This is a genomic window from Staphylococcus nepalensis (genome assembly GCF_002442935.1).
Lineage (GTDB): Bacteria > Bacillota > Bacilli > Staphylococcales > Staphylococcaceae > Staphylococcus > Staphylococcus nepalensis.
In genome coordinates, this window is the sequence record NZ_CP017466.1 from 1,241,194 (window position 1) to 1,268,121 (window position 26,928).

Annotated in this window: 28 protein-coding genes, 1 pseudogene, 2 riboswitches and 1 other annotated feature (1 of these 32 only partly in view); of the genes and pseudogenes, 18 read left to right on the top strand and 11 right to left on the bottom strand. The window is 31.6% G+C overall.

Going from position 1 to position 26,928, the window contains the following annotated elements:
* Positions 1-3 precede the first annotated feature (3 nt).
* Positions 4-552 carry a transposase gene (locus BJG89_RS14775; RefSeq protein WP_232514218.1) on the bottom strand — a complete coding sequence of 183 codons (549 nt, stop codon included), beginning with the start codon at positions 550-552 and terminating at the stop codon, positions 4-6.
* Positions 553-901: 349 nt separating this feature from the next.
* Positions 902-2,491: a phosphoenolpyruvate carboxykinase (ATP) gene (gene pckA / locus BJG89_RS05885; protein ID WP_096809053.1), complete on the bottom strand. Its 1,590-nt coding sequence runs from the start codon at positions 2,489-2,491 to the stop codon at positions 902-904.
* Positions 2,492-2,645: 154 nt separating this feature from the next.
* Positions 2,646-2,758: riboswitch (SAM riboswitch) on the top strand.
* 112 nt (positions 2,759-2,870) lie between these two features.
* On the opposite strand from pckA, the gene metK reads away from it, so the two are divergent.
* From metK to BJG89_RS05900, 3 genes are all read left to right on the top strand, one after another.
* Positions 2,871-4,067, top strand: a complete 1,197-nt coding sequence (gene metK / locus BJG89_RS05890; protein WP_096809055.1) for a methionine adenosyltransferase — start codon at positions 2,871-2,873, stop codon at positions 4,065-4,067.
* A 95-nt stretch (positions 4,068-4,162) separates the two neighbouring features.
* Positions 4,163-5,071 (top strand): nuclease-related domain-containing protein, encoded by a 909-nt coding sequence (locus BJG89_RS05895; RefSeq protein WP_096809057.1) that lies wholly within the window; start codon positions 4,163-4,165, stop codon positions 5,069-5,071.
* Positions 5,072-5,366: 295 nt separating this feature from the next.
* The gene (locus BJG89_RS05900; RefSeq protein ID WP_096809059.1) at positions 5,367-6,203 is read left to right on the top strand and encodes an aldo/keto reductase; all 837 of its coding nucleotides are present in this window, start codon (positions 5,367-5,369) and stop codon (positions 6,201-6,203) included.
* Between the two features lie 80 nt (positions 6,204-6,283).
* Here the strand turns inward: BJG89_RS05900 and BJG89_RS05905 are convergent, their stop codons facing one another.
* From BJG89_RS05905 to BJG89_RS05915, 3 genes are read right to left on the bottom strand one after another with little or no spacing between them, the layout of a single operon-like run.
* The gene (locus tag BJG89_RS05905) at positions 6,284-6,640 is read right to left on the bottom strand and encodes a fluoride efflux transporter FluC (protein ID WP_096809060.1); all 357 of its coding nucleotides are present in this window, start codon (positions 6,638-6,640) and stop codon (positions 6,284-6,286) included.
* Complete coding sequence (gene crcB, locus BJG89_RS05910) at positions 6,637-7,002, bottom strand: fluoride efflux transporter CrcB (protein WP_096809062.1); 366 nt, start codon at positions 7,000-7,002, stop codon at positions 6,637-6,639. The genes BJG89_RS05905 and crcB overlap by 4 nt, the downstream gene beginning before the upstream one ends.
* 60 nt (positions 7,003-7,062) lie before the next feature.
* A complete protein-coding gene (locus BJG89_RS05915) occupies positions 7,063-7,368 on the bottom strand; it encodes a hypothetical protein (protein WP_096809063.1) in 306 nt (101 codons plus the stop codon).
* A gap of 287 nt (positions 7,369-7,655) precedes the next feature.
* Here BJG89_RS05915 and BJG89_RS05920 point away from each other — a divergent pair, with 287 nt between their 5' ends.
* From BJG89_RS05920 to BJG89_RS05930, 4 genes are all read left to right on the top strand, one after another.
* A complete protein-coding gene (locus tag BJG89_RS05920; protein WP_096809065.1) occupies positions 7,656-8,369 on the top strand; it encodes a transaldolase in 714 nt (237 codons plus the stop codon).
* Positions 8,370-8,441: 72 nt separating this feature from the next.
* A complete protein-coding gene (locus BJG89_RS14780; RefSeq protein WP_159085238.1) occupies positions 8,442-8,594 on the top strand; it encodes a hypothetical protein in 153 nt (50 codons plus the stop codon).
* A 71-nt stretch (positions 8,595-8,665) separates the two neighbouring features.
* Positions 8,666-9,298 carry a pentapeptide repeat-containing protein gene (locus BJG89_RS05925; protein WP_096809067.1) on the top strand — a complete coding sequence of 211 codons (633 nt, stop codon included), beginning with the start codon at positions 8,666-8,668 and terminating at the stop codon, positions 9,296-9,298.
* A 134-nt stretch (positions 9,299-9,432) separates the two neighbouring features.
* Positions 9,433-9,882: a hypothetical protein gene (locus tag BJG89_RS05930; protein WP_096809068.1), complete on the top strand. Its 450-nt coding sequence runs from the start codon at positions 9,433-9,435 to the stop codon at positions 9,880-9,882.
* A gap of 7 nt (positions 9,883-9,889) precedes the next feature.
* Here the strand turns inward: BJG89_RS05930 and BJG89_RS05935 are convergent, their stop codons facing one another.
* Positions 9,890-10,312 carry a competence protein ComK gene (locus tag BJG89_RS05935; RefSeq protein WP_096809071.1) on the bottom strand — a complete coding sequence of 141 codons (423 nt, stop codon included), beginning with the start codon at positions 10,310-10,312 and terminating at the stop codon, positions 9,890-9,892.
* A 15-nt stretch (positions 10,313-10,327) separates the two neighbouring features.
* Positions 10,328-10,801, bottom strand: a complete 474-nt coding sequence (locus BJG89_RS05940; RefSeq protein ID WP_096809072.1) for a sigma-70 family RNA polymerase sigma factor — start codon at positions 10,799-10,801, stop codon at positions 10,328-10,330.
* Between the two features lie 222 nt (positions 10,802-11,023).
* Between BJG89_RS05940 and BJG89_RS05945 the strand changes: the two genes are divergently transcribed.
* Positions 11,024-11,248 carry a hypothetical protein gene (locus BJG89_RS05945; RefSeq protein ID WP_096809074.1) on the top strand — a complete coding sequence of 75 codons (225 nt, stop codon included), beginning with the start codon at positions 11,024-11,026 and terminating at the stop codon, positions 11,246-11,248.
* A 163-nt stretch (positions 11,249-11,411) separates the two neighbouring features.
* On the top strand, positions 11,412-12,266 hold the full coding sequence (gene sagB, locus BJG89_RS05950) for a peptidoglycan release complex glucosaminidase SagB (RefSeq protein ID WP_096809076.1): 855 nt from the start codon (positions 11,412-11,414) through the stop codon (positions 12,264-12,266).
* A gap of 525 nt (positions 12,267-12,791) precedes the next feature.
* Here the strand turns inward: sagB and BJG89_RS05955 are convergent.
* Positions 12,792-13,733, bottom strand: a pseudogene (locus tag BJG89_RS05955) (glycine betaine ABC transporter substrate-binding protein).
* Positions 13,734-13,875: 142 nt separating this feature from the next.
* On the opposite strand from BJG89_RS05955, the gene BJG89_RS05960 reads away from it, so the two are divergent.
* From BJG89_RS05960 to ribH, 5 genes are all read left to right on the top strand, one after another.
* Positions 13,876-15,357 (top strand): FAD/NAD(P)-binding protein, encoded by a 1,482-nt coding sequence (locus tag BJG89_RS05960; protein WP_096809078.1) that lies wholly within the window; start codon positions 13,876-13,878, stop codon positions 15,355-15,357.
* Between the two features lie 391 nt (positions 15,358-15,748).
* A riboswitch (FMN riboswitch) is annotated at positions 15,749-15,882 on the top strand.
* Positions 15,883-16,039: 157 nt separating this feature from the next.
* Positions 16,040-17,083 carry a bifunctional diaminohydroxyphosphoribosylaminopyrimidine deaminase/5-amino-6-(5-phosphoribosylamino)uracil reductase RibD gene (gene ribD / locus BJG89_RS05965; protein ID WP_096809080.1) on the top strand — a complete coding sequence of 348 codons (1,044 nt, stop codon included), beginning with the start codon at positions 16,040-16,042 and terminating at the stop codon, positions 17,081-17,083.
* 6 nt (positions 17,084-17,089) lie between these two features.
* Positions 17,090-17,722, top strand: coding sequence for a riboflavin synthase (locus BJG89_RS05970; protein ID WP_096809082.1), 633 nt, complete (start codon positions 17,090-17,092; stop codon positions 17,720-17,722).
* Positions 17,723-17,732: 10 nt separating this feature from the next.
* Positions 17,733-18,914, top strand: a complete 1,182-nt coding sequence (gene ribA / locus BJG89_RS05975; protein WP_096809084.1) for a GTP cyclohydrolase II — start codon at positions 17,733-17,735, stop codon at positions 18,912-18,914.
* Between the two features lie 11 nt (positions 18,915-18,925).
* On the top strand, positions 18,926-19,384 hold the full coding sequence (ribH, locus tag BJG89_RS05980; RefSeq protein WP_096809086.1) for a 6,7-dimethyl-8-ribityllumazine synthase: 459 nt from the start codon (positions 18,926-18,928) through the stop codon (positions 19,382-19,384).
* A 256-nt stretch (positions 19,385-19,640) separates the two neighbouring features.
* On the opposite strand, the gene BJG89_RS05985 is transcribed toward ribH, so the two are convergent.
* A complete protein-coding gene (locus tag BJG89_RS05985; protein WP_096809088.1) occupies positions 19,641-20,642 on the bottom strand; it encodes a proline dehydrogenase family protein in 1,002 nt (333 codons plus the stop codon).
* Positions 20,643-20,910: 268 nt separating this feature from the next.
* Between BJG89_RS05985 and BJG89_RS05990 the strand changes: the two genes are divergently transcribed.
* From BJG89_RS05990 to BJG89_RS06000, 3 genes are all read left to right on the top strand, one after another.
* Positions 20,911-21,735: an alpha/beta fold hydrolase gene (locus BJG89_RS05990; RefSeq protein WP_096809090.1), complete on the top strand. Its 825-nt coding sequence runs from the start codon at positions 20,911-20,913 to the stop codon at positions 21,733-21,735.
* 333 nt (positions 21,736-22,068) lie between these two features.
* Positions 22,069-23,025, top strand: a complete 957-nt coding sequence (locus tag BJG89_RS05995) for an L-lactate dehydrogenase (RefSeq protein WP_096809092.1) — start codon at positions 22,069-22,071, stop codon at positions 23,023-23,025.
* A 149-nt stretch (positions 23,026-23,174) separates the two neighbouring features.
* On the top strand, positions 23,175-23,576 hold the full coding sequence (locus tag BJG89_RS06000) for a transcriptional regulator, SarA/Rot family (RefSeq protein ID WP_096809094.1): 402 nt from the start codon (positions 23,175-23,177) through the stop codon (positions 23,574-23,576).
* Between the two features lie 356 nt (positions 23,577-23,932).
* Here BJG89_RS06000 and mnmM read toward each other — a convergent pair whose 3' ends face one another.
* Together mnmM and mnmL are read right to left on the bottom strand one after the other, a co-directional pair.
* Positions 23,933-24,493, bottom strand: a complete 561-nt coding sequence (gene mnmM / locus BJG89_RS06005; protein ID WP_096809097.1) for a tRNA 5-(aminomethyl)-2-thiouridylate-methyltransferase MnmM — start codon at positions 24,491-24,493, stop codon at positions 23,933-23,935.
* Positions 24,490-25,443 carry a tRNA modification radical SAM protein MnmL/YtqA gene (mnmL, locus tag BJG89_RS06010; protein ID WP_096809098.1) on the bottom strand — a complete coding sequence of 318 codons (954 nt, stop codon included), beginning with the start codon at positions 25,441-25,443 and terminating at the stop codon, positions 24,490-24,492. Before mnmL ends, mnmM begins: the two co-directional genes overlap by 4 nt.
* Positions 25,444-25,552: 109 nt before the next feature.
* On the opposite strand from mnmL, the gene BJG89_RS06015 reads away from it, so the two are divergent.
* Positions 25,553-26,722, top strand: a complete 1,170-nt coding sequence (locus tag BJG89_RS06015; protein ID WP_096809100.1) for an MDR family MFS transporter — start codon at positions 25,553-25,555, stop codon at positions 26,720-26,722.
* Positions 26,723-26,876: 154 nt separating this feature from the next.
* Positions 26,877-26,928 (top strand) — a binding site (T-box leader); it runs 134 nt beyond the window's last position.

Below are 26,928 nucleotides of genomic sequence, written 5' to 3' on the forward strand. Positions count from 1 at the left end.
TATTTATTTTTGTGTTAATTCATGATCATTATCTTCTTTAATCTTAGGTATGATTTTGTCTTTCACTAATTCATGATATAGGGCTTTAGAATCTTCATTCATTTTTGATTCATAGTTTTGAATACTCTTTTTCCAAACAAATGTATATCTATTGGCATTAGCTTCCAGTTTTGTACCATCAATAAAAATAGTTTTATCATCTATAAGATTTTGTTTCAGACATTGGCTGTGAAATTGAATAAATAAAGGTTCTAATAAGGCGTCTACTTTAGGGTTTACTCTAAAACGATTAATTGCTTTATAAGAAGGTGTTTGATTTTGTGACAGCCACATCATTCGGATACGATCATTAAGCAGTTTTTCTATTTTACGACCAGAAAATACGGATTGTGTGTAGGCATATAGAATAATTTTCAACATCATTTTGGGATGATATGATGTAGCACCACGATGATGTTTGAATTCATCGAATTCATTTTCAGGTATTGTTTCAACGATTTCATTAACATGTCGTGACATATCATTTGTGGGGATAAGAACTGAAGTTTCCATTGGTAGTGTGTTGAGCCATGTTATAATCTTTATACATAAGGCACCTCGTTAATTTAGTTTAGTTGTGTTTATTAAATTATACGTAAGGGCCTTATTTTTTTAAAGTATTTTAATGTAAAATTACATATAAATGTGAGGTATTTTGGCGAGACTCTTGAGGGAATAGGACAAGCTGAAGACTACAGGCTGAAGCTGTCCCCTAAGAAAGCGAGCCAACAATACGAAGTATTGAATCAAAAGAAGCACTCAGATGAATTGAATTAAATCATCTGAGTACTATTTTTCTGGGATTTATGTCCCAGGGACTTTTAAATATGACACGATAGCGAGAAGCATACTGATATAACGTTTATTTAAATCCGCCATTTTCAGCTAAATCTGAAACTTCATCGCCGAATTTTTCAAAGTTATGTTTAAATCTATCAATTAAATCTTGTGCTTGTTCTCTATAAGCTTCTGGCTTACTCCATGCATTAATAGGATTAAGTAGCGTTTGTGGCACATCTTTAATTTCAACTGGTATATTTAAGCCAAACATATCATCTTTGATGTATTCCGAGTCTCTCAATTGGCCAGTGATAGCTTGTTCAACCATTTGTCTTGTGTAATTTAAACTAATACGACGTCCTGTCCCGTATTTACCACCAGTCCAACCAGTGTTGACCAAGTAAACGTCCACATCGTGTTTATCTATCAGATTACCAAGTAAATCAGCATATACTTTTGCGTGTAATGGTAAGAAAGGTGAACCAAAACAAGTTGAGAATGATGGTTCAGGTTCTGTTACACCGCGTTCAGTCCCTGCTAATTTAGCTGTAAAACCGCTTAAAAAATGATACATTGCTTGATCTTTATTTAATTTAGAAATAGGTGGTAAAACACCAAAAGCATCAGCAGTTAAGAAAATAATGGTATTAGGATGCGCTGCTTTAGAAGGTGTAACAATATTTTCTATGTGATTGATTGGATAAGCGGCTCTGGTATTTTCTGTGTAGTAGTTATCATCAAAGTCGATATCACCGTCTTCGTCTACAACCACATTTTCTAAAATAGTCCCGTATTTAATTGCGTCATAAATTTGTGGTTCTTTTTTATAAGAAAGATTAATAGCTTTGGCGTAACAACCACCTTCGATATTGAATATGCCATTTTCATTCCAACCATGTTCATCATCACCGATTAACTTTCGGTTGGCATCTGCAGAAAGTGTTGTTTTACCTGTACCTGATAAGCCGAAAAATAGCGCCACATCACCTTTTTCACCGACATTAGCTGAGCAGTGCATACTCATGATATCATCTTTTGGCAATAAGTAGTTCATAACTGAGAAAATACCCTTTTTCATTTCACCAGCATATTCAGTACCACCAATTAAAATAAGTTTGTGCTTAAAAGAAGTAATAATAAATGTTTCGGAATTTGTACCGTCTTGAGTTGGGTCTGCTTTGAAATGGGGCGCTGAAACAATAGTGAAATCTGATTTGATTTCTTCTGCTTCTTCTTTTGAATCTGGACGAATAAACATATTTTGTGCGAATAAGTTATGCCAAGCGAGTTCATTAACTACTGTTAGTTTGAGTTGTGAATCTTCATCACTACCTGCATAACCATTGAAAACGTACAATTCATCTCTTTCATTTAAGTAATTTAATACTTTTTCATATAAGTTTAAAAATGTCTCTTCGTCAATTGGTTGATTGATATTGCCCCAATCGATATCATCTCTGTAGGATGGTTCATTAACAATGAATTTATCTTTTGGTGAACGTCCAGTGTATTTGCCTGTTTTAGCGTTAATTGCACCTAGTTCAGTTAGTTCGCCTTCATTATTATCAAGAATTTTTTTATACAACTGTGTTGTAGATAGTTGAAATAATGAAGATTGCTTGTCCAAAATACTTTGGATTTTATTTGTGTAAGTGTATGTATCTACTGCCATACTAAATCCCTCCAACGCTATATTAAATGTAAGCCTTTACAATTAAAGAGTATAACACATATGATTTAATAGTCCACACCATTTTAAAAGGAATTTTAATTAATCCTAAATTGACAATGTTACTTAGTTTAGGTACTATAGTGATTAACGGATTCTCTTATCCTGAGTGGCGGAGGGACATGGACCCAATGAAGCCCAGCAACCTCTTCTTATAATGAAGAAAGGTGCCAAACCGTTTGCAGACAAATAGCGTCTGAACGATAAGAGCGAATGGACGTATAAAGGCCTTCTCTCTATTCATAATAGTGACGAAGGCTTTTTTTAATGAGCTCAATAAAAGAGAATTTTCGTAATTTAAAACTAAAGGAGCAAGTTAATTATGACTTATAATAGAAGGTTATTTACTTCAGAATCAGTTACAGAAGGGCACCCAGATAAGATTGCGGATCAAGTATCGGATGCAATTTTAGATGAAATTTTAAAAGATGATCCAAATGCAAGGGTCGCTTGTGAAACAACAGTAACAACAGGTATGGCATTAATTTCCGGGGAGATTTCAACGGCGACATATGTAGATATCCCTAAAGTGGTAAGAGAAACAATTAAAAATATTGGTTATACACGTGCGAAATTCGGTTATGATAGCCAAACAATGGCTATATTAACAGCTATTGACGAACAGTCACCTGATATTGCTCAAGGCGTGGATAATGCCTTAGAGTACCGAGATCATCTTACAGAAGAAGAGATTGAGGCCACAGGTGCAGGAGATCAAGGCTTAATGTTTGGTTACGCAACAAATGAAACTGATACTTATATGCCATTACCTATCTTTTTATCACATCAACTTGCTAAGCGATTATCAGATGTACGTAAAGATGAAATTTTAAAATATTTACGCCCTGATGGTAAAGTCCAAGTTACAGTTGAATATGACGAGCAAGACAAACCGCAACGTATAGATACGATCGTAGTTTCAGCACAACATGCTGAAAATATTACTTTGGAACAAATTCAGACTGATATCAAAGAACATGTTATTTATCCTACTGTCCCTGAAGGTTTAATTGATGAGCATACAAGATTTTATATCAATCCTACAGGGCGATTTGTAATTGGTGGACCACAGGGCGACGTAGGACTTACAGGCAGAAAAATTATCGTAGACACATATGGCGGTTACGCACGTCATGGTGGTGGTTGCTTTAGTGGGAAGGACCCTACAAAAGTAGATCGTTCAGCAACTTATGCTGCACGTTATGTAGCTAAAAATATAGTTGCAGCAGAACTTGCAGAAAAATGTGAAGTTCAACTTGCATATGCAATTGGTGTTGCAGAACCGGTTTCTATTGCGATTGATACTTTTGGAACAGGTAAAGTAAGTGAAGCAGAATTAGTGGAAGCGGTCAGAGCACACTTTGATTTAAGACCAGCGGGTATAATTAAAATGTTAGATTTAAAACATCCAATTTATAAACAAACTGCTGCCTATGGTCATTTTGGGCGTACAGATATACTTCTACCGTGGGAAAAACTAGATAAAGTTAATTTATTAAAAGATAGTGTGCAAGTATAGGTGAAAAGAACCTTGTTTTTTTAAGTTTACTATCGAATGATGAGCTCATATCTATTATAATTAAGTTACTGAACATATAAAGGAGCGTTGTTGTTATGAATTCATTTGGACCGATAGAAATTGGTTTAATCGTGGCAATTATCGTAGCAGTTATTTGTTTAATCCTATTTTTAGTAGCCTTGAAAAGTAAGAAAAAAGCACAGCAAACAATCGAGGAACAATATAAATCTAGAGAACAAAAACTTAGCGATGAACATGGCGAGGAGCTAGAAAAAGAAAGAATTGAGAATAAAAAGCAAGTAACTAAGCAAAAAGAAGAATATGAAGCCACAGTTAATTCTAAAAATCAAGAAATAGATGCTTTAAAATTATTCTCTAAAAATGAAAGTGAATATGTGACGGACATGCGATTAATTGGTATCCGTGAACGTTTAGTAAATGAAAAACGGATCCGTCCAGAAGACATGCATATAATGGCTAATATTTTCTTGCCAAAGAATAATTTTAGTGACGTTCGCCGTATTAGCCATTTAGTACTTACACGAACTGGTTTGTACATTATTGATTCACAATTATTAAAAGGTCATGTATTTAATGGAATTAATGCTACACAATTTAAAGAACAACCGATGATGGAACAAGTATTTGAAACGTTAGATCTTGACAAACAAACGCCGCAAACATTAGCGATGGATCAAAATGAGGATAAAGATACGTTATCATTTGTTAATTACACGAATTATTTAAATGAAGTTGAAAAACTTGCTGGTGATTTACAAACTGAATTGAATTTGAAATTCACTCCAACTTCAATCCTTTATTTTAATCCAAAGGAAGAAGGCGCAGTGACAATTTCAAATTACGCACAAAGTACAAATTCGAAAGTTCTAGTAGGACCAGAACAACTTGATGAGTACTTTAACAAGTTTGTTTTCCACGGCAGAATTCAATATAATGTTGAAGACTTGCAACGTGTTATGGAAGAAATAGAAATGTTTAATTAATAAAGTTATATAAATAAGCATCTGAATTTGAGTTTGAGTTATAAATAGCCATATTCAAAATAGAATGCATCTTCATTTTTGAATGGAGATGCATTTTTACATTTAACGCTACCTGATAACCTATGAGTATACCTCGAACTTTTTTGTTATTAATAAAAATTATAAATTACATTAATATATAGTTGCCGTTACAAATATTTATAAATTACATTTAAAAATATAGGCATTTTAATTTATTAGTTTGCCGATTTTGATTATTATAAAAGTTAGCTTAATAGAAGAGGGGTTTTTAAATTTGGAACATGTAACTTTTTATAATGGCAATGAAATGCCAATTATTGGTTTAGGTACATTTCGTGTAGAAAACAACGACGAGTGTAAAGCAGCAGTTAAACATGCTATTGAAAGTGGTTATAGACATATAGACACAGCTATGGTTTATGAGAACGAAGAAATGGTTGGCCAAGGTATAGCTGAGGGATTGGCTTCAACAGGATTGAATCGAAGTGACTTGTTTATCACATCTAAACTATGGCTTGCGGATTATGGTCGCGTTAACGTAGCAGATGCTTATGAGACTAGTTTAAATAAATTAGGGCTAGATTATTTAGATTTATATTTAATGCATTGGCCTGGTCTTGATGAAGCGTTAATGATTGATACATGGCAGGGTATGGAAGATTTATATAAAAACGATAAAGTTAAAAATATTGGTGTAAGTAATTTTAATACTGAACATCTTGAAGCGTTATTAGCACAAGTTTCGATTAAACCAGTCATCAATCAAATTGAATTCCATCCATACTTAACTCAGTCCCAATTGAGAAGATATTTGGAAGTGCAAAATATACAGGCTGAATCATGGTCTCCCTTAATGAACGCCCAAATTTTAGAAGACGCTACCGTTAAAGCAGTAGCTTCAGAAATTGGTAAAACGCCTGCGCAAGTCATTATAAGATGGAATGTTGAACACGGCGTAGTTGTAATTCCTAAATCTGTAACGCCATCAAGGATAGAAGAAAACTTAAACGTGTTTGATTTTGTATTAACAAAAGGACAAATTGAACGTTTAGACCAATTAAATGAAGATAAAAGAATTGGTCCAGACCCTTTAGAATTTAGCGGGAATTAAAAAATATATATTGGTATAATACTAAAGACCGTAAGCGAATGCTGACTAATAGCAAAGCTTACGGTCTTATTAATAAAAAATTATACTATTATATAACCTAATAAACATGCAATAAAAGCTACTACATATTGTATTAATGAATAGGTAATAAAATTAAGGATATTTTTTTCTGGTGTTAACATCTTAACTAATTCTGAAGAAAGCGTTGAAAAAGTAGTTAGCCCTCCAAGTATACCAACTACTAAAAATGAATCTACCCATGGAATATTGAGTGACATACCCATGATTAAACCAATAATAAAACTACCTAAGATATTTACAAAAGGTGTAGCTACAGGTAAAGTACTATTTATTTTGTTGGCAAACACGTTAGTAAGAAATCCTCGAATGACTGCACCAATACCGCCACCTAACATCACCAAAATAACTTGAGTCATGAGAAACGTGCCCCCAATCTTACGCCAATATAACAAACTAATACACCTAGTATATAGCTAACCAACGCATAGATAATTAGCATTGCGTAAGCTTGCTGGTGTAAAAATCCAATAAGTTCAAATTGGAAGGTAGAGAACGTTGTAAGGGCCCCTAGTAATCCAGTAGTAATACCCTTTTTAAGTTGAGGGTTGTTGTTAAAATATTGTATTGCCATGGTTCCTAGTAATCCCATTAAAAAAGCGCCCAAGATATTTGCGAGGAATGTCCCGGTCGGGAAACCATCAGTGTAGTTTAATATTGAAAAAGTATAGCGGATCAATGCACCAATAGCTCCTCCAACGAAAATATATACATATTGCACTATTATAACTTCCCTTCAAAAAATAAAACTACAAAAGTATTATAACTTTTGTAGTGAATATTAGAAAATAATACCAAAAGTGGAAAGTGAAGCAATAATATGAATCACTAACACAACTAATATGATATATGGTAAAGCTTTACTAGCTGGTCTAATCCAACCCGAATTTTCGTGTAAATGTTTTATGGATTTATCAGAAAATATAATTGAAATAATTAATATAATAGCATTGATAATACTACAAACAAAAATAAGTTTAACCATTGAATTAAAGTGCATATTTAGTAGAGGGTTTCTAGTATTAAAATAAAAACTAATAATAATTAAAATGCATGATAAATAAAAATAAAGTTTTGAGCGTGCCATAATAACCTCCTAGTGCAATTCATTTAGTAATAATATCATATATTAACTTAAATTTAACTAAATTTACAATAAGTAAAATAATTTAATATATAAATCAAGAGTTTGAAAGTTGTCACTATAGGGTTTACAACAACTGTAGCATTAATGTTTATTCTGAAAAATTTTTGATTATAAGCAGATAAATAGAATTTATTAAAAAAAGATGGTATAAATAAACTGTATGGTTATTGACCGTTATAAAAATAATTCTTTATAGAATTATTTATTTTAGTCAGGAGGAATTAGTAATGGCAAAATTAAATGTTGAAGTGTTTGCAGACGGTGCAGATATTGAAGAAATGAAAGCAGCTTATAAAAATAAACAAGTAGATGGTTTTACAACTAATCCAAGTTTAATGGCAAAAGCAGGTGTAACAGACTATAAAGCTTTCGCTGAAGAAGCTGTTCGTGAAATTCCTGATGCTTCTATCTCATTTGAAGTATTTGCTGATGATTTAGAAACTATGGCAAAAGAAGCTGAAATTTTAAAACAATATGGCAGTAACGTATTTGTTAAAATTCCAGTTGTGAACACAAAAGGTGAATCAACTATTTCTCTAATCAAAAAATTATCAGCAGAAAATGTTCGCTTAAACATCACTGCTGTTTACACTTTAGATCAAGTTAAAGAAATTACAGACGCTATAACAGAAGGTGTACCAACTTATGTATCAGTATTTGCTGGTCGTATTGCTGACACTGGCGTTGACCCAATCCCAATGATGAAAGAGGCTGCTGAAATAACGCACAGCAAAGCAGGGGTAAAATTATTATGGGCAAGTTGTCGTGAAGTCATCAATGTGATTCAAGCTGACGAAGTTGGCGCTGATATTATCACATGTCCTGCAGATGTTGTTAAAAAAGTAAACAATAATCTTGGCCGTGACATCAATGAACTATCAGTTGATACAGTTAAAGGATTTGCAAAAGACATCCAATCTTCAGGACTTTCAATTTTATAATAGACAGAACGAAACAGAAATTTATTTTCTAACAGGTTTCGTGATTTTATCTAGCAAGGGTGGCTAAGAAAAATGCCAGAACTGCAGCGCTTTTTAGCCCAGTCATCCATTGTTAACAATGAAGATGAGCCTAGGATATTAATTTATCCTAGGCTCTCATTTTCTATTAAATGGTATAATGCTTATTTTACTCAGCGATTAGCATCATTTACATTTAAAATTTGAATTTATATTAACGTATGGATTATATTAAAAATAATTTAAAATAAAAGGGTGAAACGAGGTCGTGCGTAACAGTGAAATTACAACAACCAAAGATAGCAATGAATTTAGATACAGGGTTATTAGATGATGTTTTTAAATATGATGGCGTCATTGAGAGGGCAGATATAACTGAATCTCAGTTAAGTAATGTTACATTAGATAAATTAATGATTTACAGTTCAGTAATTAAAAATTGTGATTTATCTCATTCACATTTTAATCGGGTAGACTTTACAGATGTTATTTTTGAAAATTGTGATTTGTCTAATGTAAAAATCGATTTTGGTTCAATACATAGAGTGATTTTCAAGGGTTGTCGTCTTACTGGTGTTCAATTTAAAAAGGTAAGTATTGGGCACGTCTGGTTCGAAGAAGTAAAAGCTGATTTTATAGGTTTTATCGATGCTAAAATTGATAGTTTTTTAACAAGTGACAGTTTTTTAGGTAGTGCGGTTTTTTATAATACAAAACTAAACGATATACAATTAGAAGGTGCTAATTTAGAAGATGCCTCATTTTACCAAACCCCACTTAAACACTGTGATATAAGCCAAGCATTTTTTAAATCCATACAAGTTAATAAAGAAGACTTGTTCGGATGTAAAGTTTCTAGAGAACAGGCACTACAATTTGCAATATTAATGGGCTTAGAAATTATCGACTAAAGTAGTTGAAAATACAAATTATTTTAGACGTATTTAGTTTTAAAAATATGAATAATATGATTGAAACCGTGAAATAAATAACTTATTCTTTATAAAGGTAGTATACGTTTAATATATTTAAGGAGAAACTTTTAATGAAGGCAAATATTTTTAAACAAAAAGTAAAAAAGCATTTATGGTTTTTAAATAAAAAAGAAAAACAACAACTAGACCAAGTATTATCAGAAGTTACGAAAATGGATCATGGTGAGGAACTTAATCGTCCAATCGCATTTTCAAATCAGTTTTTAAACAATTATATTTTTAAAGAAAAAGTAGCTCCATCATCTTATTTCTTTATGTTATTACTTGGCATTTTATTTACATATATCGTTTTATTAGGTGTATTCTTGTTTGCTTTACTATCAAGCTTATCATCAGTTCAATATTTTATTAAACCGGAAGTACAGTTATCTAGCACTGTAGTTATTTTAACGTTAGTTGGGTCAGTATTATTACTAATTATTAGTATCTACTTGATTCAAAAGGTGACTGGTTATTTTACGAAAAAATTATTAGAGTATAAACATAATAGGTCATTATAATTATATTTTATTGCATTAGGTGAGACAGTGTTATACTTTCTTGCCATTTTTTATATACAAATGTATATGGAACATCAACTATAATAAATGTTGCATTTTCAAAATAGATGATTGACTTATTATTGTGTGATTTAATCCCAACAATAGCATTTGCGTTGATATAGTATTGCAAAGGGGCGCGCTTAGCTTTAAGTGGGAATAAGGTTATATGTGAATTAATAAATATGGGGACCATTTTTCGGATTTTTAATATTTGCTTGGCTTCCTTAATTTGATGAGGGAGCGATAATCGATATGTGTCTAATAAATAGTGAACCGTTGGCATCATTGAAGTAGGATAGTTAAATTGATGTGTTGTATATTGGCCAATAGTCATAAGTTCATCACTAATAACTGTTTTAAGGTACAATAATTTTGATATTTGTGTCATTTTAGGCTCCTAATCTTATTTTGGTGAATAAAATTTATAATACTTTTTTTGAACTTTTTTTCGATAATTTTTTACTGTAGAAATGGAACAATTTAGCATACATGCTAACTCACTTTGCTTATAACCAGAAAGTTTTAATATCAGCCACTGTCTCTCTTTTTCCGTTAATTGCTGTAAAAAATGTTGATACATTAGATGGTTATTAGTAATATCAGTGTTGTTAGTTTGTTCATCTATTTGTTCTGTTAAATATAGGATGTTTGTTTTCTGATTTTGGCATCGGAAAAGGTCTATTAAATAGTAGTTTAAGCGGTTATAAAGGAATTGACCCAAAGAGTAAGTATGATGTGGTAAGTAATTTTGCGTTAACTCCCACATTTTGATAGTGAGTAATTGAGTATATTCTTCTCGATTATACTTAATACGGTATTTGTTTAGTAAAATAAAAATAATATGTTTGAATTGAAAATAGAGTTGTTCGAAAGGCATTATTGAGCTCCATTGTCATATATATATAACATTTATTTCCGGATAAGTTTATTTTATTGGAAAAGATAGTAATTTTCATTTGCTAAATATTGACAATAGGTGTTAAATAGAACTAATAAGATAGATAAAATTTAAGTTTTATAACATCCACGCGTATTCAACTTAAAGATATAACACTTTAGAGTTTTGTATTATCTTCGGACAATAAATCAGGAGGTTTATATGGATTACGCACATTTAAATTTAGAACATTTCTTTGCTAGACATAATGATTTAGATACGATTAAAGATAAATCGGATTTCGTTATGATTAATAATCTTACAAAAGAAATGATGTATCGTGACGGTGAGATAGAAGGTACAATTGATTTAAATCGCTATTATTATAAAAACAGATCGCAAGCAGTGAGTTTTATAATTATGGAATATAATAAAAGTCAAGAGTAATGAAATTAAAATTTCATTACTTTTTTTATGAATATGTAACAACAAACATATAAAATTGTACGTTCAACTATTTAGTGTTAGAATTTAATTTCAGATAGTCTTTTATAATCGTGTATATAATAAAGAGACTTAATATTTCTATTATTACCTATGAGGTGTGAACATGACGAAGCATAAGAAAGGCTCAATACTATCAGTTATTGGTTTATTGATAGTACTTGTAGTAGCTGCAGTCATTGTATTTTCAATGATTTCAGATCAAATCTTTTTTAAAGAAGTTAATCAACAAGAAAAAGTAGAGCAGCTCAATATTACTTTAGATAAAGCAGCAAAAAAACAAATAGATAACTACACAAGTCAACAAGTTTCAAGTAAAAACAATGATACTTGGAGAGATGCATCATCAACTGAAATTAAAGCAGCAATGAATAGTAGTAATTTTATTGAGAGTGATACTCAAAAGTATCAATTTTTGGAACTAGATAAGTATCAAGGTATTGATGAAAATAGAATAAAAAGAATGCTTATTGATAACCCTATACTTTTAGAGCATTCAGATGATTTTATAAAAGCAGCTAAAGAAAAACATGTTAATGAAGTATACTTAATTTCACATGCAATACTTGAAACTGGTTCAGCTAAGAGTGAATTATCTAGCGGCGTCGAGATTGACGGGAAGAAATATTATAATTTCTTTGGTGTAGGTGCTTTAGATGAGGATCCTGTGAAAACTGGTGCTGAATATGCGAAAAAACATGGTTGGGATACACCAGAAAAAGCAATTAGTGGAGGCGCTAATTTTATTCATGGCCATTTCTTATCTAACAAAGATCAAAACACTTTATATAGTATGCGCTGGAATCCAAAAAAACCTGGTGAACATCAATATGCTACAGATATTAAGTGGGCTGAAAGTAATGCAAGCTTAATGGCAGATTTCTATAAAGATATGAAAACAGAAGGTAAATACTATAAATATTTTGTCTACAAAGATGATAAAAAACATCAAGACACATAATCAATACATTGATAAATATAAAGAGATAGGATATAAATATCTCTAGCTAAAACAAAGAAAACGTCAATTTCTATTAAAATTATAGAAATTGACGTTTTCTTTGTTTTATGAAATGTTTTAACCTGTCGAGCCACGCTTTTTATATCTAATGCTAATGTATCTTGCGATTACAATTCAAGGCGTGGCCTCAGCGATGAAGTAAAGTTACATCGAAGTTTTAATATAAAATGAGCCCTCAAAAATTCAAACTAAAGAAATCTTTTTGAAGAAAAATTATAAGATTAATATCCAGTTTCTTATGATATCGAATATATGACTACTTACACATTGATAAATTTTGTTGTTACTTGAGTAGCGTTGGTTTATTCAGCTTTATTTTTATTGCCAAACAGTAAAAACAATAAGATTGTTGATATAATCACTTTTATAATCAATTTCATTTAATCACTTCCTAATCTTTGAAACCATAGTAACATTAAACTGCAGAATATACACAATATTTATCCATAATATTCAATCACTGTTTTAATTATCACTATCAAAATAATTGTTTTTTTCTAAGAATTCTTTGTCTATCATCGCTGGTGCCTTACCTTTGCCATCAGCTTCATAATTAAGCTTTTGCATTTGTTCTGTATTAATTTTATGGTCTAACTTATTGATTAATGCTTTAATCTGTAGACGTTTTTGTAATAATTCATTTGGTGCTACTGCACTTGCATCATATGGAGAAAAAATGTTTGTCATCCTTAAGCACTACTAAATCATATGCTGATATTTTGCCATCTGTTGTATAACCAAGTGCGACATCTAGTTTATTATTTTTTAAAGCGTCATATACAAGGCTGATTTGCATTGGCTTTAAATCGTTAAAACCAAATCCATAATGTGCTTTGAACGGAACATAACCATCGCCGCCTCGTTTAATCCACGTAGTATCTGTACCAACTTTGACTTGATCTTTTACTTTTTTAAACCTGAAATAGAACGTAAATTGTATTTCTTTGCGGTTTCTTTTGTGACTATAAATGCAAAGGTATTTTCAAAACCATAAGAATTAAAGAATCTTTGATTAAATTTTTGGTTGAACAGTTTTTGAGTAACAGATATTGCTCTATTTGTATCTGTAATGGGTTGCTGTTCCAGCACGCCAACCAAATCGGTTCCAGTATAGCGCGTACTTGAAATATTAGCATCCCCATGTATTAAGGCGTAATGCTAGATTGTGGCTGAGTCTACATTATTTATGATTGAAGCACTCATTGTGCTTTGCGTATCATGTTCAATTAAACCTTTGAGCATATAAGCCATGATTTGCGATTCACTCGTAGCTAAAGCGGAAATTTTAACAAAATTTTTAGATTTACCACCCGAGAGGCCGGGCAAATCACAACTTACTAATAATATTGTACTAGTTATTAATAGATAGATAATCCTTTTAAAATAGTTTGTTTTTAAACTCCTTATATCTTAAATAAGTTTTGATACAATATTTTAATGTTAACATAACTATTAATTTTGTATAATAATAACATAATTCATTAACATGTAATAAGCGTACAATCATTGATATACTAAATATAAATTAATAAAAGTAAGGGTGAATAAAATGCGTATAGCTATCATTGGCATGGGAACTGCAGGCGTTAGTTTATTAAAAGAATTAGTGAAATATGATGAGTTCGACCAAATGAAAGTAGATGTTTACGATAATCCTAAAAATATGGGGCAAGGTATACCATTTCAAAATGACAGCGATCAATTGCTTATCAATTTGCCGGCTAAACAAATGTCTCTCAACTTGAAAAATGAACGCGAATTCTATGAATGGTATCAACAACAATCTATATTTAAATTTTCCAATCCAGAATATTTACCTAGATTTATATTTGGCCATTATATGAAAGACTATTTAGAAACATATCATAAACAATATAAAAATATTCAAATGATTAAAAAAGAAGTTTTAGAAGTGTTTATAGATGCAGATATAGGCGAGACAAATATAAAATATGTCGTCTGTACATCTGAAAAACCAGATTGCCAACAACAATACGATATTGTATTTTTAACAGTTGGTACGTTATCGTATCATGATCCTTATCAATTAAAAGGAACGCCGGGATACATACAAACGCCATACCCGACTTATGACACATTGAACGAAGTTGATAGCACAGACAGAATAGCTATTATTGGTACGGGGCTAGCAAGTTTAGATGTTATTCGATTTGTAACTGCGCATCACCCAAATTTACCTATTTCCGTGACTAGCCGAAAAGGTCATTTACCTAGTGTAAGAGGCGATATGCCAGAAATTCAGTTTAAATACGTTACACCTGAAAACTTTAATAAAATCAAAAAAGAAAACTTGGGGAATGTGCCTTTAGAAGATGCTTTAACATTATTTAGAAAAGACTGTACGTATTATGATATTCCAGTAGAAAAATTAGTTCATAGAAGAAAAGGCGACCCTATTGCGGATTTAACATATGATTTAGAACACAAAGAAATATTGGGTAAATTTCAAAGCATTCTTGAATTAGCAAAAGAAAATCTCAATTGGATATGGAATAGTTTTAGTAGAGACGATCAAAAAACTTTTTTACGAAATTACCAATCTATATTAAAAGAGAATTCTAACCCAATGCCTCCACGTACAGCAAGATTAATTATAAACCATATTCAAAACGGACAAATTGAAATAAAAAAAGGGCTAGAAGATGTAAAACATGATGGCCAGCATTTCTGGTTTAAGTATGAAGATGATTTCAAAGCGATTGATAAATTTGATGTTGTAATCAATGCAACGGGTTCAAAATCACATTTGTCAGAGTTAGATAATGATGATCAATTGATTCTAAACTTAGAAAATAGACAAGTTGTTCAGGCACACCCATTAGGCGGCATACAGATTATTCCTGAAACAAATCAAATTATAAGCCCACGGTATGGTACTTTAAAAAACATGTTCGCTTTAGGTCAATTGACAAATGGGATTAATCAATCTCGTAACGGCGTAACAATGATTGTAAAACAAGCTGTTAGTGTGGTAGAAAATTTATTAAACCGCGATCAAAATAAGTGCTAGTCTAAATAATATATGAACTGAAACCTATCTTTACTATTTATATAAATATGTTTAGCAAACACTTGATCATATACATGTGACCTTACTAAATAGTTTGTATTGGTTATTTTAATTATAATACGTAAAAGTAATTTGGCTTTTTAACAGATTAATATTTAAGTAAACACATAAAAGTTTTAATTAGTTTATTAATGATGTTTAACGTTTAGTTGTTTTAATTTTTTATAAAAAATTTCTTGAAAATCTTGTTGTCACAAGGAATTGAAGTGTTTTCAACAGATAAACAAAACCGACTTAAGTAATAAGAATTGTTTTTTACCATAAAATATAGTACGATAACGTTGTAGCTTTAAAAAGTTACTTGACTCAATCATCAATTACAATTTCATAAATGTTCTTTCGGGGCAGGGTGAAATTCCCAACCGGCAGTAAATAAAGCCTGCGACCTGCATTTGTTTTTACAAATGTGGCTGATCTAGTGAGAATCTAGAGCCGACAGTATAGTCTGGATGGGAGAAAGAATGGAGTATAACAAACAGCACTGCTTAGAGTGTTTATTTAGTGTACATTTTTCTATCATTTGGAAAAGTGTATTTAATGTTAAACAAATCATGTTATATCGAAATATATCCCACACCTGAAAACCATTTCAGGTGTTTTTTATTATTTAGAGGTGATTATTATGAGTCAATATTTAAATTATGCAATTCAATTGGCAAAAATGGTAGACGGTCAAACAGGAATAAATCCGCCTGTTGGTGCTGTTGTAGTTAATCAAGGTAGAATCGTTGGCATAGGTGCCCATTTACAAAAAGGTGATAAACATGCTGAAGTTCAAGCTTTGGACATGGCAAACGAAACAGCTGCAGGTGGCACAATCTATATATCTTTAGAGCCCTGCTCTCATTATGGTTCAACGCCACCATGCGTTAATAAAATTATAGATTTTGGTATTAAACAAGTAGTCTATGCTGTTAAAGATACAACTTTGACATCTAGAGGTGATGAAATCTTACAACATGCTGGAGTCAAAGTGGAATTTCGTCATAAACCTGAAGCAGAAGCCTTATATAAAGACTTTTTTATAACTAAAAGACAAGGTATTCCGGAAGTTACAGTGAAAGTATCTTGTAGTTTAGATGGTAAACAAGCTACTGATAAAGGTGAAAGTAAATGGATTACAAATAAATCAGTCAAAAATGATGTGTTTATGCTTAGACATAAACATGACGCTGTGATAACAGGAACTGGCACATTAAATGCTGATAACCCTCAATATACTACCAGAATAGAAGAAGGTAAGCATCCTATCCGTATTATACTTTCAAAATCAGGTCGAATTGACTTTGATTTAGATATGTTTAACCAATCTAATGTGCCTATTTGGATTTATACAGAACAAGAAAAATTAAAATCAGATATTGAACATGTAGAAGTCATTCATTGTTCAAACTGTTCTCTTGAAAACATTTTAAAAGATTTATATCAAAAAGGGATTGGGCGTGTCTTAGTTGAAGCCGGCCCTACGATTACTTCTGAATTTCTTCAATCTAATTATACGAATGAACTTATCTTATATTATGCCCCGAAAATGATAGGTGGTTCTGGTGATTATCAATTTTTTAAAACAGAAAATGTATTTAATTTATCAGAGGCACCACAATTTGAAATTGTAAATTCTCAAGTGCTTGAGCAAAACATTAAATTAGAATTGCGAAAGAAGTGAATTAATATGTTTACTGGCATTGTGGAAGAAATAGGTACGATTAAAAAAATGACAACCCAGCAATCAATTGTTAATTTAACCATTGATTGTCAGACAATTTTATCTGATATGCATATTGGCGATTCAATCAGTGTGAATGGTGTTTGTTTAACAGTAGTATGTTTTGATAACCAAACATTTTCAGTACAGGTGATTAAAGGCACTGAGAATAAAACATATTTAAACCGGTTGAATCAATCCGACGAAGTGAATTTAGAACGAGCGATGAGTGGTCAAGGAAGATTTGGTGGTCACTTTGTGCTTGGTCACACAGATGAAGTAGCTAAAATCACTAGAATACAGAACTCAGATAATTCTAAAATTGTAACAATTAAACCATCTAAATCCATTATAAATCAAATGGTACAACAAGGTTCTATCACTATAGATGGTGTGAGTTTGACTGTTTTCCAGTTGAAAGAGTCAGAATTTGATATTCACCTTATACCGGAAACAAGAAAATCCACTATATTAAATCAAAAACGTGTTGGTGATCCAGTTCACATAGAAACGGATATGTTATTTAAATATGTAGAAAAAATAGTTGGAAATAATGATTCAGGTTTGAGTTCTGAAAAACTAAAATCTTTTGGGTTCTAGGAGGGGTAATATGCAATTAGATAGTATAGAAAAAGCATTAAAAGCGCTTAAAAATGGCGAAAGTATCATAGTGGTCGATGATGAAAATAGAGAGAATGAAGGAGATTTAGTAGCCATAACAGAATGGATGTATGAGAACACGGTAAATTTTATGGCTAAATATGGCAGAGGACTTATTTGCGCGCCCATAAGTAAAAAAATAGCGCAAGACTTAGAGCTTAATCCAATGGTTAACCATAACTCAGATATTTATGGTACTCAATTTACAGTCAGTATTGATCACATCGATACAACAACTGGTATTAGTGCCGATGAAAGAATGCTTACAGCTAAAGCTTTAATTGATGAGCAAACTAAAGCTAATGATTTTAACAGACCAGGGCATTTATTTCCGCTCATTGCTCAAGATAATGGTGTGTTAGCTAGACGTGGTCATACAGAAGCATCTGTTGATTTAGCTCTTTTAACGGGAGCGAAACCGGCAGCACTCATTTGTGAAATAATGAATGAGGACGGTTCAATGGCTAAAGGAGACGATTTAGAAGCATTTAAAAACAAGCATCAGCTTGTAATGATATCTATTGAAGACTTAGAAAATTACAGAAAAAATACTGATGCGCCGCTTGAAGCTAAAGCTAAAGTACAACTACCTACAGATTACGGTAACTTTGATATGTATGGATTTTCAACTCAAAACAATGAAGAAGAAATAGTAGCCATTGTTAGTGGTGAAATCAAAGAAACCGAAAATGTACGTATCCATTCTGCTTGTTTGACTGGAGATATCTTTCACAGTCAAAGATGTGATTGTGGAGAGCAACTTGCTGCCTCAATGGAATATATTAGTGAAAATGGTGGTATCATTTTATATTTACCCCAAGAAGGCAGAGGCATTGGTTTAATTAATAAATTAAAAGCTTATGAATTGATAGAGCAGGGATATGATACAGTTTCTGCGAATATTGCTTTAGGTTTTGAAGAGGATTTAAGAGATTACCAAAATGCTGCAAAAATCTTAAAGTATTTAGGTGTAAAACGCGTTAATTTATTAAGTAATAACCCTAAAAAATTCGGTAGTTTAGAAAATTATGGCATCGATATTGCCAAAAGAATTGATTTGATAGTTCCTACAAATAAATATAACCAAGATTATATGAAAACAAAAAAAGAAAAAATGGGTCATTTAATATAGGAGGCAAAAAAATGAATTTTGAAGGTAAATTAATAGGATCAAATTTAAAAGTAGCAATTGTAGTAAGTAGATTTAATGATTTCATCACGAATCGTTTGTTAGATGGTGCAAAAGATACCTTAATAAGACACGAAGTTTCGGCTGGAAATATTGATGTGGCATATGTACCAGGTGCTTTTGAAATTCCATTAGTGGCTAAAAAGTTAGCTCAAAAAGGTGAATATGATGCAGTAATCACTTTAGGATGTGTAATCAGAGGATCAACTTCTCACTATGATTACGTGTGTAATGAAGTAGCAAAAGGCGTGTCAAAAGCAAATGATGTAACAGATACACCAGTAATATTTGGAATATTAACGACTGAGAATATTGAACAAGCTGTAGAACGTGCTGGTACTAAAGCTGGAAACAAAGGTTCTGAAGCGGCAGTAAGTGCAATCGAAATGGCTAATTTATTAAGCGAAATATAATCAGCATTAGCATACTTCTATAGTAATAGCGTTTACTAAGACTTCTTATTATGGAACGATATCCCATAAGTTAAGATGAATTTAATTTATAATATAAAAAATGGTGAAAAACTTTTTGAATTTTAAATCCTTTTGTTGTTTTTCATAGGCAAATGTAATGATAATAATATTTAGAACCGAGAGATTTGCTGTTAATACTAAATGAGAGCCTGAGACATAAATGTTTCTGGCTCTCATGCTTGTTAAGCGGCATAAATCATTTTTTTAATACTTTATATATTAATGCACTAGATACGCCAATAGCTGTTAACAAACTGGCTACAAAGCCTGTTTTTTTCAATATTTCAGGTTTCATTAATTCTAAAAACATTAGATTTAAGTTTTGTGGACGTTCTGCTAATCTTCTCATAAAGTAGCTGAACCAATCATCACCATACGGAACATATATACAAAAATGATTTCCTTCACGTGCAAGTAATCCTGCTAAATCTGATCGGAAACCGTACAACATTTGAAATTCGTATTTATCTTTTTCAATATTATTATCTTTAATAAACTGTTTAATATGTGTGATTATTTTATCATCGTGTGTAGCAATAGAAGTGACATTATTAGCGTTTAATAATCTTTTTTTAATTAAACGTATGTAATTTTCGTCAATGTCTTCTTTAGTTTGGTAAGCAATATTTTCATTTTCTTTATATGCACCTTTTACCATACGTAAACGCAGTTCTGGGTATTTATCGATAAGTGCATCTGCTTTATATAAATAAGCTTGAATAACTGTACCTACGTTTTTAAATTCACCTTTTAGTCGATCTAACACTTGAGTAATATCAAATAAGCTATCGTATTTCTCAGTGTCTATATTAATATGCATATTACCAAATTCATTTGCTTTTAGTAATATTTCGCGTAAATTACGATAAGCAAGGTCAATATCAAACTCCGAACCGAGTTGGCTTAGTTTAATAGACATGTGACCATCTAAGCTGTGGTTGTATATTGCATACATCACTTCTAATATTTGGTCTTTGGCCTGTATCGCTTCGCCTTCATTTAAAACAAATTCTCCAAGACAATCCACAGTAACAGTGATTCCTTTGTTATTTAAACGTTCAATTGTGTCTACTAAGTCAGTAATCGTATTTCCAGCAACGACTTTTTTAGCCCCAAACATAGGACCTATTTCCTTAGCTGTTTTATTTAAAAAGGGATTATTAGATAACCCTATAAAAAAATTTTTCACAATTGGCATATTAATTCCTCCCATCCTGCTAATAGCTATGCTTTCAATAATAGTGTAGCATGAATCTAATAGTAATGAAATCGTTTACAATAAAATTTATTATGCTTAATATCACAGACTACACTATCGGATGACTGATTGATATAGTTATAATATTTATTTTTAAAAAAACAATGAACTTAAGACAACATAATTTATGCGTTTAAAATGGCAAACGTGCATCATATTTTGATACAATATATTTAATGAAATTATTGGAGAAGGGGAAGTATGGAATATGTGGAAATGGGAAACTGAAAATGAAGCTAAGGGTGTCATTGTAATTGCCCATAACATGCTCGAACATACAGGAAGATATGCGTATGTAATAACAATGCTACGTAGAAATGGCCATCACGTTATCATGGGTGATTTACCTGGGCAAGGTCAAACTACGCGTTCTAATAAAGGACAAATAGAAAATTTCGAAGTATATCACGAACATGTACTAGAATGGATTAGAATAGCAAATGAATATAAACTTCCAACTTATTTTTTAGGTGTAGGACTTGGCGGACTTATTATTTTAAACTTACTAGAAAAAGTGGAAGTACCTATTGAAGGATTGATGCTTATTTCACCATTGCTGGAATTCAAAAAAAATAATAAAACTAGAAAAGATAAGATATTATCTAATGTAGGTAAATTAACTAAAGACACAAGATTCAAAGTAGGCATAACCGTTGAAGATTTAACACGTAACGATGAGGTAATCGAAGAAGCAAAAGAAGATCAACTCATGTTACAAAAAGTGACATATCATTGGTATAAACAAATCATCGAAATCATGAAAGAAACAGTAACACACTTAAAAGATATTAAGCCACTTCCTGTATTATTAATGTATGGGCTCGAAGACAAAGTGTCTGATATTCCAACTATGCATTTGGTGAAAGATAATATTGAAACTGAAGAATTATATTTTAAAGCTTGGAAGGGTTTATATCATGAAATACATAATGAACCTGAAAGAGACGAAGTAATGCGATATATTTTAGCATTTCTTAATAACAGTACAAGTAATATTGGCTTTATCGTCCATGATGAACACGAGCTTTCATAGAGTGGGAAATTAAAGTGTAAGCAATACAAAGCATGGACGCCATCGTTTTGAAAGACGCTTCTTATAAGAAAACAATAGATGTCAGTAAAAACTTGCAGTATTAATTATAATTAGATATACGATGTAGCATCTTTAACTAGGAGCGAGTCTACGAAACCAAATTTTGGTTTTGTCTCGCTCTTTCTCATTTATAAAACGAGGAAGAAGAAACGGAAATTTTGTGAAATAAATCACAATAAACGATTGCTCTTTAGCGAAGAAAGTGTTATATTTAAATTGTGAAATAAATCACAATAAGCGATGATTTACTTTAAATATAAGGAGAGTCATAATATGAAATACAGTAAAGGAAATAAAGTGGTATTAATAGGTGATGGTGCAGTTGGTTCTAGTTATGCGTTTGCATTAGTTTCCCAAGGAATAGCAGATGAATTAGTCATCATTGATTTAGATGAAACAAAAGTACACGGTGATGTTGCAGATTTAAATCACAGTGCACCTTATGGGGGCTCACCTATAAAGATAAAAGCAGGATCTTACAAAGATTGTAGCAACGCAGATTTAATTGTTATTACCGCGGGTGCTGCTCAAAAACCAGGAGAAACACGATTAGATTTAGTGGAAAAAAATACAAGAATATTTAAAGAAATTGTTTCGACTATTATGCAAACAGGATTTAATGGTATTTTTCTAATAGCTACAAATCCAGTAGATGTATTATCATATGTAACGCAAAAAGTATCAGGCTTGCCAAAAGCGCAAGTTATTGGTTCAGGTACAATATTGGATACTGCGCGTTTTAAATATGAACTCGCAAGAGAATTTAATGTATCTCCTTGGAGCGTTGATGCACAAATTATCGGAGAACATGGTGATTCAGAATTGGCTGTGTGGTCACAGGCTAATATTGCAGGCCAATCATTATATGACATTTTAAAAGATAACCCAGACAAACAACATAGAATAGATGAAATATTTATAAATACACGTGATGCAGCATATGACATTATTAAAGCGAAAGGCGCTACTTATTATGGTATCGCTATGGGGTTAATTCGTATTACACAAGCCATTTTAAAAAATCAAAATGTGGTTCTCCCCGTTTCCAGTTATCTAAATGGTGAATATGGCCAAAATGATGTATACATTGGTGTACCAACATTAATCAATAGAAATGGTGCGGTAAAAGTTTATGAAACACAATTAAATAGTAGCGAAAGTAAATTGTTTGAAAATTCTGCCATAATTTTGAAAGAAATGCAAAATAAAATCAACCAACTAATTGCATAATTCATAATTTAATTTTAAACTGTATATAAGATTAATTTTATTGAAAATATCAAAATTTTTTCTGACAGTAATAAATTTTGTAACGAATGATTTTTTTGATGAATTAATTTTACATGTTTAACTTAATATTATGATTGGGGGATATTTCTATGGGGAAGACAATTACTGACATGGTAGATAGTGTCCTTAGATTGGAACATGTACTAAATGATATTGATGATATCTTTGAAAAAGTACAGAAACAATATAAAATGTCGAAAGAAGAAATATTAATTCTTTTAACATTATGGCAAGAAGGATCAATGACTTTAAAGGAAATGGATGATTTTGTACAAATTAAATCTTATAAACGTACAAGAACGTATAACGATTTAGTGGAAAAAGAATGGATCATTAAAGAAAGACCAGTTAATGATGAACGTACAGTAATTATTCATTTCAATGAAGATTTAGAAGCTCAAAGGGAAGCGCTTTTAGATTACTTTAAAGAAGAAATTGATGAAAAATCGTCATCTATTCAATCAAGTCTTAAATCTATCTTAGATTTATAGGGAATAATTAAAGTCTGGAAAACTGTTATTAACCTCAAAAAGTATGGGTATCAACGACTCATACTTAACATAAAAGTACACCTCTATTTCAAAAAGAGGTGTACTTTTATTATGTGTATTATTTTAAATTTCCTAGATAGTTATATGAGGAAAATAGATGGTGTTCTTGTTTTTCTCGTAGAAGTAAGTGAAGATGAAATACGTTTGATATCAAATTAAAATAGCGATGAAGTCATTTAGAGATAAACATGCTTCGTTACATAGATGCTCTGGTAAGCTATTCTAAAATTGTTTTGCGATGGTATCACTTAGACAAATACGTTTCCTGTTCTATATGTTTTTATTTAAATAGTACGTTATCTTTTTTCAATAGCACAAATAAATGGTGGATGATTTTGTTGATTAATAAACTGATACTGCAATATATGTGCTTTATTTTGGTCAAAATGTTGAAGGTAGTTTAATAATGCATCACGTTCTGTTTTACCTTCCTCATGTCCATGGTAAATAACTAAAACGATAATGCCTTCGGGCGCTAATATATCAAATATCGAATTGATAGCAGCTAAGGTACTGTTAGGATTTGTAACGATGGATTTATCTCCTTTAGGTAAATATCCTAAGTTGAAAATAGCTGCGTCAATATGTCCACGTTCCTCTCTTGGAATATATTGTTTTATATTGGCATGGCTATCATGAATTAAATGGACATGTCTAAATGTTTTAGTTTTAGTTTTAGTGTTTTGTATTGCAATGTCCTGAATGTCAAAACCATACACTTTACCATCTGGTACTTGTTGTGCCAAAAATTCAGTATCATTACCATTACCACAAGTAGCATCAATAACAATGCTGTCCGCAGATACATGTTGTTGGATGAGTGTTTTAGAAAATGGTAAAATACGCTCTATTTTCATGATTTGATAATACTTTCATAGTTTTTTCCTTGATAGGAATTTCTTCTAGCTAATTCATCATCGATTTCGTTAAGTACTTCCCATTTGTTAACACTCCACATAGGGCCAACCATTAAATCTATTGGGCCGTCACCAGTGATTCGGTGTACAATCATTTCTTTTGGTAAAATTTCTAGTTGATCGCAAACTAAATTTGTATAGTCGTCTTGTGACATAAATTCAAGCATACCTTTTTCATATTGTTTTACCATTGGAGTACCTTTAAGTAGGTGTAACAAATGTATTTTAATACCTTGAACATCCATTTGTGCAACTTCTTTAGCAGTTTCCATCATCATGTCATAATCTTCTTCAGGCAGCCCATTAATAATATGTGTACACACATTGATGTTATGCTTACGTAGTTTTGCAACACCTTCGTAGTAAGTTTCCATATCATGCGCACGATTAATTAAGTCAGAAGTTTTTTGGTGAACTGTTTGTAGACCTAATTCTACCCACAAATATGTACGTTCATTTAATTCGGCTAAATATTCTACTACATCATCTGGTAAACAGTCTGGGCGTGTTCCTATAGATAAACCTACAACACCAGGTTCTTTTAATGCCGTTTCGTATTTTTCTCGCAAAACTTCTACTGGCGCATGTGTATTTGTAAAAGCTTGAAAATAAGCAATATATTGTCCTTCGTGCCATTTTTCATGCATTCTATCTTTGATTTGTTGAAATTGAACATCTATAGGGTCGACACGGTTACCAGCAAAATCGCCGCTTCCTGCTGCTGAGCAAAATGTACAACCGCCATGAGCAACTGTGCCATCTCTATTCGGACAATCAAATCCTCCATCAATTGCAACTTTGAAGATTTTTTGGCCAAATTTATTTTTTAAATGATAATTCCAAGTATGATATCGTTTGTTTTCGAATGCGTAAGGGAAAAATTGTCCCATATAACATTTTCCTTTCTAAATTCGTTCTAGTTAAAGATTTTAACATATTTTAATGATATAGTGTTTAGAGTAAAAATAGAAATTTAAAATAAGAAAGGAGCTTACGGTTATGAACATGCCAAAATCAGTGTGGTGGTTGGTAATTGGAATGGCATTAAATATCACGGGCTCAAGTTTTTTATGGCCATTAAATACAATTTATATGAATGAGGTATTAGATAAAAGTTTAACAATGGCTGGTTTAGTCTTAATGATTAATTCATTTGGAATGGTGATTGGCAACCTACTCGGAGGTAACCTTTTTGATAAATTAGGCGGCTACCCCACAATTATGATAGGTACTGTTATTTGTTTAAGTAGTACAACGTTATTAAATTTTTTCCATGGATGGCCATGGTATGCTGTTTGGTTAGTTTGTCTTGGGTTTGGCGGCGGAATGATTATTCCTGCTATTTATGCATTAGCAGGTGCGATATGGCCAAAAGGCGGAAGGCAAACTTTTAATGCCATTTATTTAGCACAAAATTTAGGCGTAGCCATTGGTGCAGCTTCCGGTGGCTTTGTTGCTGAATTAAGTTTTAATTATATTTTTATAGCTAATTTATTAATGTATATTGCATTTGCTATAGTCGCTGTAAGTCAGTTTAATATCAAATTAGACGTTAAAGTAAAATCAAATGATGCAATGAGTTTATTATCTAAAGCGTATAGACCTCAGTTTATTGCATTATCTTTAATATGTGTCATGTTTAGTATTTGTTGGATTGCTTACATCCAATGGGAAAGTACAATAGCTTCATTTACCCAAGTGCTTAATATCTCAATGAGTCAATACAGTCTCTTGTGGACAGTCAATGGTATCATGATATTAGTTGCACAACCGTTAATTATTCCCATTATCAGATTATTGAAAGGTAATTTAAAACATCAAATGTATGTGGGTATAGGTATTTTTATTATCTCTTTCTTTGTGACTAGTTTTGCTGAACAATTTTCTGTATTTATGGTAGGTATGATTATATTAACGTTGGGCGAAATGTTTGTATGGCCAGCAGTACCTACGATTGCTAACCAATTAGCGCCTAAAGGTAAAGAGGGTTCATTCCAAGGCTACGTGAATTCTGCAGCGACTGTAGGTAAGGCATTTGGGCCACTGATTGGTGGTGTAGTTGTTGACATGTTTAATATGCAAGTTATGTTTTTAAGTATGATTTCGCTATTGGCCATTGCTTTAATATTTTTAACTTTCTATGATCGACAACTACCCAAAGATATTTAATTTGATGTTAAGCTTAATATATAGTCCAATTTATGGTTTATGATTAAGTTTGAAAATCTAACACATATGATTTGAAAGCATTTGTGTATAAACAATGGAGAGTATATTAATTATATTTTTATACTTGAAATAAAAGGCTGTATCAAATATCATTAGAAGAGTATAGGAGTAGTAACTTTAAAGCTTTCCCACAGAGAGCTAGGGTG

What these genes read in the sequence shown, in the direction of transcription:
- BJG89_RS05895 (WP_096809057.1), top strand. Translation starts at nt 4,163, where the DNA reads ATGAATTCATTTGGACCGATAGAAATTGGTTTAATCGTGGCAATTATC.
- sagB (WP_096809076.1), top strand. Translation starts at nt 11,412, where the DNA reads ATGACGAAGCATAAGAAAGGCTCAATACTATCAGTTATTGGTTTATTG.
- BJG89_RS14775 (WP_232514218.1), bottom strand. Translation starts at nt 552, where the DNA reads ATGGAAACTTCAGTTCTTATCCCCACAAATGATATGTCACGACATGTT.
- mnmM (WP_096809097.1), bottom strand. Translation starts at nt 24,493, where the DNA reads ATGAAAATAGAGCGTATTTTACCATTTTCTAAAACACTCATCCAACAA.
- BJG89_RS05985 (WP_096809088.1), bottom strand. Translation starts at nt 20,642, where the DNA reads ATGCCAATTGTGAAAAATTTTTTTATAGGGTTATCTAATAATCCCTTT.
- BJG89_RS05995 (WP_096809092.1), top strand. Translation starts at nt 22,069, where the DNA reads ATGAAATACAGTAAAGGAAATAAAGTGGTATTAATAGGTGATGGTGCA.
- BJG89_RS05970 (WP_096809082.1), top strand. Translation starts at nt 17,090, where the DNA reads ATGTTTACTGGCATTGTGGAAGAAATAGGTACGATTAAAAAAATGACA.
- BJG89_RS06000 (WP_096809094.1), top strand. Translation starts at nt 23,175, where the DNA reads ATGGGGAAGACAATTACTGACATGGTAGATAGTGTCCTTAGATTGGAA.
- BJG89_RS05930 (WP_096809068.1), top strand. Translation starts at nt 9,433, where the DNA reads ATGAAGGCAAATATTTTTAAACAAAAAGTAAAAAAGCATTTATGGTTT.
- ribD (WP_096809080.1), top strand. Translation starts at nt 16,040, where the DNA reads ATGAGTCAATATTTAAATTATGCAATTCAATTGGCAAAAATGGTAGAC.
- BJG89_RS05990 (WP_096809090.1), top strand. Translation starts at nt 20,911, where the DNA reads ATGTGGAAATGGGAAACTGAAAATGAAGCTAAGGGTGTCATTGTAATT.
- BJG89_RS06015 (WP_096809100.1), top strand. Translation starts at nt 25,553, where the DNA reads ATGAACATGCCAAAATCAGTGTGGTGGTTGGTAATTGGAATGGCATTA.
- pckA (WP_096809053.1), bottom strand. Translation starts at nt 2,491, where the DNA reads ATGGCAGTAGATACATACACTTACACAAATAAAATCCAAAGTATTTTG.
- BJG89_RS05915 (WP_096809063.1), bottom strand. Translation starts at nt 7,368, where the DNA reads ATGGCACGCTCAAAACTTTATTTTTATTTATCATGCATTTTAATTATT.
- mnmL (WP_096809098.1), bottom strand. Translation starts at nt 25,443, where the DNA reads ATGGGACAATTTTTCCCTTACGCATTCGAAAACAAACGATATCATACT.
- BJG89_RS05960 (WP_096809078.1), top strand. Translation starts at nt 13,876, where the DNA reads ATGCGTATAGCTATCATTGGCATGGGAACTGCAGGCGTTAGTTTATTA.
- BJG89_RS05935 (WP_096809071.1), bottom strand. Translation starts at nt 10,312, where the DNA reads ATGACACAAATATCAAAATTATTGTACCTTAAAACAGTTATTAGTGAT.
- BJG89_RS14780 (WP_159085238.1), top strand. Translation starts at nt 8,442, where the DNA reads ATGCCAGAACTGCAGCGCTTTTTAGCCCAGTCATCCATTGTTAACAAT.
- metK (WP_096809055.1), top strand. Translation starts at nt 2,871, where the DNA reads ATGACTTATAATAGAAGGTTATTTACTTCAGAATCAGTTACAGAAGGG.
- BJG89_RS05920 (WP_096809065.1), top strand. Translation starts at nt 7,656, where the DNA reads ATGGCAAAATTAAATGTTGAAGTGTTTGCAGACGGTGCAGATATTGAA.
- BJG89_RS05905 (WP_096809060.1), bottom strand. Translation starts at nt 6,640, where the DNA reads ATGACTCAAGTTATTTTGGTGATGTTAGGTGGCGGTATTGGTGCAGTC.
- BJG89_RS05945 (WP_096809074.1), top strand. Translation starts at nt 11,024, where the DNA reads ATGGATTACGCACATTTAAATTTAGAACATTTCTTTGCTAGACATAAT.
- BJG89_RS05940 (WP_096809072.1), bottom strand. Translation starts at nt 10,801, where the DNA reads ATGCCTTTCGAACAACTCTATTTTCAATTCAAACATATTATTTTTATT.
- ribH (WP_096809086.1), top strand. Translation starts at nt 18,926, where the DNA reads ATGAATTTTGAAGGTAAATTAATAGGATCAAATTTAAAAGTAGCAATT.
- ribA (WP_096809084.1), top strand. Translation starts at nt 17,733, where the DNA reads ATGCAATTAGATAGTATAGAAAAAGCATTAAAAGCGCTTAAAAATGGC.